At 25.7% G+C, this 5,072-nt stretch carries 4 protein-coding genes; all 4 read right to left on the bottom strand.

Annotated features, from left to right (window positions below):
- The coding region (locus E6A48_RS10495) for a ComEC/Rec2 family competence protein (RefSeq protein WP_219710157.1) at positions 1 to 1,085 on the bottom strand (1,085 nt) is incomplete at its 3' end.
- Between the two features lie 6 nt (positions 1,086 to 1,091).
- A complete protein-coding gene (locus E6A48_RS10490) occupies positions 1,092 to 1,658 on the bottom strand; it encodes a TetR/AcrR family transcriptional regulator (RefSeq protein WP_219710154.1) in 567 nt (188 codons plus the stop codon).
- 97 nt (positions 1,659 to 1,755) lie between these two features.
- Positions 1,756 to 2,424, bottom strand: coding sequence for a FecR family protein (locus tag E6A48_RS10485; protein WP_219710151.1), 669 nt, complete (start codon positions 2,422 to 2,424; stop codon positions 1,756 to 1,758).
- 66 nt (positions 2,425 to 2,490) lie between these two features.
- The gene (gene pbpC / locus E6A48_RS10480; protein ID WP_219710149.1) at positions 2,491 to 4,935 is read right to left on the bottom strand and encodes a penicillin-binding protein 1C; all 2,445 of its coding nucleotides are present in this window, start codon (positions 4,933 to 4,935) and stop codon (positions 2,491 to 2,493) included.
- Positions 4,936 to 5,072 lie beyond the last annotated feature (137 nt).

Below are 5,072 nucleotides of genomic sequence, written 5' to 3'. Positions count from 1 at the left end.
ATTATACCTAATGTTGCTAAAAATGAAAATTGAAAACTTATTTCTCTTATAGAGTTTGGTTCTATCAGTAATATTATTAATGCTGCTAAAAATAGAGCATTTACATTATTTCTATCTCTATCAAAATAATATGATATTAATATACAAAAAGCCATTATGCTTGAACGAACTATTGAAACAGAGAATATACTTACAGTTGGGTATATTATTATAGTTATGATTGTAGAGATAAATATTTTGCTATAAAAATTTATTGGAAAAAAAGATAATGCTGTAAATAATATAAAAAGTATCATAGATATATGAAGACCAGATATTGATAATATATGAGATATTCCAGAGTTTATAAAGTATTGATTAATATCCGCTGGTATAATATGCTTATCTCCTGTGATGATACATTGAGCAACTGAGTAGCTTATTGGTTTTATATGTGCCCCTAAAGATTTTTTTATTGTATTTCTACAATATAAACCAATTTTGTTTAAAAAATTAAATATAGAAAAACATTCTTTTTGTACAGTGAAATTAATATACGGATAAATACTGCTTACACCATAGAGCATTTGATTTTCTAATGCTTTTACTATATTTATATTATTTGTAAGCAAATTTTTATATAGATTAATTTTAGCATATACTGTAATAGTGTCATTTATATATATTGGTTTTGCTGAGTTATGGTATAGTCTAATTTTTCCAGCATAATTATGCCAATTTTCTCCGTCATAAACTCTATCAACGTAGGCAATATATCTATTTCTTAAATTAACTACTCCGTCATAATCTATTATTTTACAGCTATATGCTTTTATTTCTTTGTTAAATTCTTTTAATGGTGATGAAAATATATTGTAATATCTATAAATGGTATAACTATATCCTAAGAAAAATATTGCAATTACTAAAATAAAAAAACTATTTTTGTTATATACAGCAAGTACTATTGACACTACTATTAGAATAAAAGATATTATTAATGATAAAAAATAATTGCTGTTAAACTTTAATGCAATAGATACACCCAAAGCAAAGCTTGTTGTAATATAAAGTACATATGTAATAGGATAGGGCATTTTCATCATTAATAATTATCTTTTTACTATTCCATAGAAGATAATATTAATGATAATGTCTAAATCTTTTTCATTATTTTCTATATTTTTATTTTTTGCCCACTCCATTTCAAAACCCTTAATTATTGCTAATATAGATTCTGTGGCAAGTCTTAAATCTATATTAAATAAACCTTTTTTTACTCCGCTTCTTAATATCATTTTTATAGTATCATATTCTTCTTTATGATATTTAGCTCTCATATGTTCTATTAAAGTAAAATCTTCAAATATTTCACTATGAAGTGCCTCATAAAGGTTAGCTAATTTAATATATCCCTTTTGTCTTGTTAGTATATATGCTCTTATTTTGGCTTCGGCTGTATCTTCTTTTTTTATTGCTTCGTATATAGACCTTTTTAAATCTGATGCTTCATTTTCAGCTATGGCAAAAAAAATTTCTTCTTTACTTTTAAAATAATGATAGATACTGCTTTTAGATTTATGAACCATTAAAGCAATATCACTCATAGAAGTCTTTTTAAATCCATATTTTTTAAATAGCTCTTTTCCAGCATTAACAATTTGTTCTCTTGGATTCATTTCTATCCTTCATATAACTTTCTTCTAATAATTATATATAATATTTTTTATTTGTCAAAAGTTATATGAAAATAGCTTATATTATGAAGGTTTTTATTTATTTTTCTATAGTAGATTGATTAACATTAATTACTGTATTATCAGGTAAAGATACTATACTTCTATAGAAATTTAATTGAGTAACATTATTAGCATAAGGCATATTAATTATTTCATTTAAATAACTTTTAATATTTGCACTCAAAACTATATTGCCTGTAGTTATTTCTGTATTTGATATATTAGCCTGCATAAAAGCATTAAGTTCAGTATTATTATTAATTTTAGCAGAACCGGATAATACTTTAACACTAGTTACACCGTTATTGTTAGCTATTATAGCAGTACCTCTCATAGAAATATTAGCATTTGGAGTAATTATATTGATTGAATCAAGTTTTGTAATTGCTATAATTTCTCCGGAAGATAATGTGAATTTTATGTTATTATTTCTATCTAATGATTCATCTATGTTTAAAGAAGTATTTTGTTTTAGTTTAAATAAAGAATTATTTAGTATATAATAAGTTAAATAAGAATTTCCCTGCAATGTTAATCTATCATTACTGAATAATAAATCGCCAATATTAGCAGGTTTAGCTATTATATCTTTTGATGTAATTTTTACTTCACCTTGAACTGATACTACTTCCATATAATTAGCATTATATTGGGCATTTAAAGCAAAAGCACATACAAATATTATAGCAATTATTTTTTTATACATTTGTAAAACTCCATAATACATTTTGATATATTATCGGAAATATTTTTTATATATACATAATATTTTTTATTGTACGAATATATTTACTTTTATGCTGTTTAAGTTTTGATTTTCTTTATTAATCGCTTTTATATAAAAACTATGCTCTCCGCCTTCTAATTGCCATCTAATATTTCCGCTTTTTAATTCTTCTATACCAGCTATAATTTTATCATCACAATATAGATTTGCTGAAATAATATTTTCTGGTATATATGTTTTTATAAATATGTTTTGATATTCTTTTGGAAGGGTAGAATCTATTTTATAGACGGAATTATCTGTAGGTGATGTAATCATAATATTTTTTGAGTATTCACTTTTTTCTCTATAAGTTAAAGTTCTATTATAAATATTATCAACTTTTATCCAATCTCTTGTTGGAGTTTCTATTTGCTGTTCTTTTATCCAGCCATTATATTCTGAAGGAAGGTTTACAAATACTTTTTTGCTTATACTTCCATCTTCATTATTTTTTATATACAAATTATGAACATCGCATTCTTCTGTTGGTACATGCTCTTTAGAAAACTCTTCATTTCTATATTCTTTACAAAACTCTCCTCTTAGTTTGCCGCTTATTAAACATATATCTCTATTTACTATATTTTCTGGCTTATTCCATTTTGTTTCTTTTTGACTTTTATTAAGCATAATGAATAAATCATATATTATAGGAACAGCTCCATTTCCTCCTGTAATATTTATCATCTCGCTTCCCTTAAAATCTCCAAGCCAAATACCAACTATATAGTCTTTAGTGTATCCAATACCCCAAGCATCTCTCGAGCCTTTTGATGTACCTGTTTTTATGGCAACAGAAAAAGGATAGACAATTCCTCTATAGCTTCTAAAAGAGCCCATTCTTGCATTTCTGTCTGATAATATACTTGTTATAAGGTAGGCACTTTCTTTTGATATTACTTGTCTTGTGCTTTTTTTAGGTATATTAATTATTTCACCATTTTCTTTTTTTAATGATTTTATAGAATAATGATTTATAAACTTTCCTTCATTTGGAAATATAGTATATGCTGAAACCAAATCAACTAATCTCACCTCAGCACTTCCTAATACCAAAGAATAACCATAATAATCTGGATTTTTATTTATAGAGCTTAAACCAGATTTTAATAATATATTTTGAAAATCTCTTATACTGTATCTTGCAAGCCATTTTACAGCTGGTATATTTAGAGAATTAGCAAGTGCATCTCTTATGGTAACAGGACCATGATATTTATGATTAAAATTCTCTGGTATATAATCTCCTCCAGGTGAGTTTATATAAGTTTTAACATCGGCTATAACAGATGCAGGAGTTTCCCCTCTATCAAACAAATATCCATACAAAAAAGGTTTTAAAGTGCTTCCAGCTTGTCTTAAAGAAGTAGCTCCATTAACAGCCCCATCAACTTCCTTATCAAAATAATCCATAGAACCTATCATAGATAATATTTCACCTGTTTTAGCATTTAATATAATGCATGAAATATTTCTTACATTGAATGTGTGAAGTGATTGACTTGCATTGCTTATTACCATTATTGCTTCTTCTTGAAGTTTATAGTCTAAAGTGGTTTTTATTTCTGTTATGTTGTTATATTTTAATTGTGCTAATGATTCTTTGGCATACATTGTAAAGTGCGGTGCTTTGAAAGTGTATTCGTCTTTATTGTTGTAGACATCTATTTTTTCATTAATGTTTTTTTGATATTCTGCATCATCTATATAGCCGTTATTTTTCATTTCGTTTATAACATATATTCTTCTGTCATTTAATCTATCTTCATATTTGTATGGATTAAACTTTGTGCCAGATTTTATAATTGAAGCTAGTATTGCAGATTCATTTACATTTAAATCTTTTGCCTCTTTTTTGAAATAAACTTGAGAAGCAGCTCCCACACCATAACAATTATTTCCTAAAAAAACTCTGTTTAAATATTCTGTGATAATTTCTTCTTTTGATAGGTTTCTTTCTAATCTTATAGCGTCTAATGCCTCATAGAATTTATTAATATATGTTCTCTCTCTTGGTATTATACTTTTTGCTAATTGCTGTGTTATGGTACTTCCTCCAGATACCACCCTTCCGCTTATTGAATTAGCTAAAAATGCTCTCATTATTGCTTTATAATCTATTGCATTATGCTTAAAAAAGTTTTTGTCTTCAGCACTTATAACTGCATTTATAAGGTTTGTTGATATGTCGTTGTATTTTACTTCACTATAGAAACCGCCATGCTTTGGAAAAAGTGTTGATATTAGAATATTGTTTCTGTCATATATTTTTAATACTCTCTCTTCATCTAATTTTAATTCATCTTTTGTAAATGGTATATTTATATAATCCTTACAAAACTTATAAAAATTATATCCCTTTGGAATAAATATTACTGATAATACTAAAACTGAAATTAATAAAATATATATTATAGCTAATGATGTTCTTCTAATTATTTTTTCCATAAGCAGTTTTCCATAAACCTATATTTTTATTTTACAATAAAATGAACAATAGTCAATTTTTTGTTATATTGTAATAATTTTTAAATTTGGCAATTTTTAGTTTTGTAATTTGTGGGGACTAGCCCCCACACCCCCAC

This window comes from Brachyspira pilosicoli (genome assembly GCF_019402445.1).
In the GTDB taxonomy this organism is placed as follows: Bacteria; Spirochaetota; Brachyspiria; order Brachyspirales; family Brachyspiraceae; genus Brachyspira; species Brachyspira pilosicoli_B.
The sequence above is the reverse complement of the archived record's forward strand: the minus strand, read 5'-3'. Positions and strand labels throughout refer to the sequence as shown.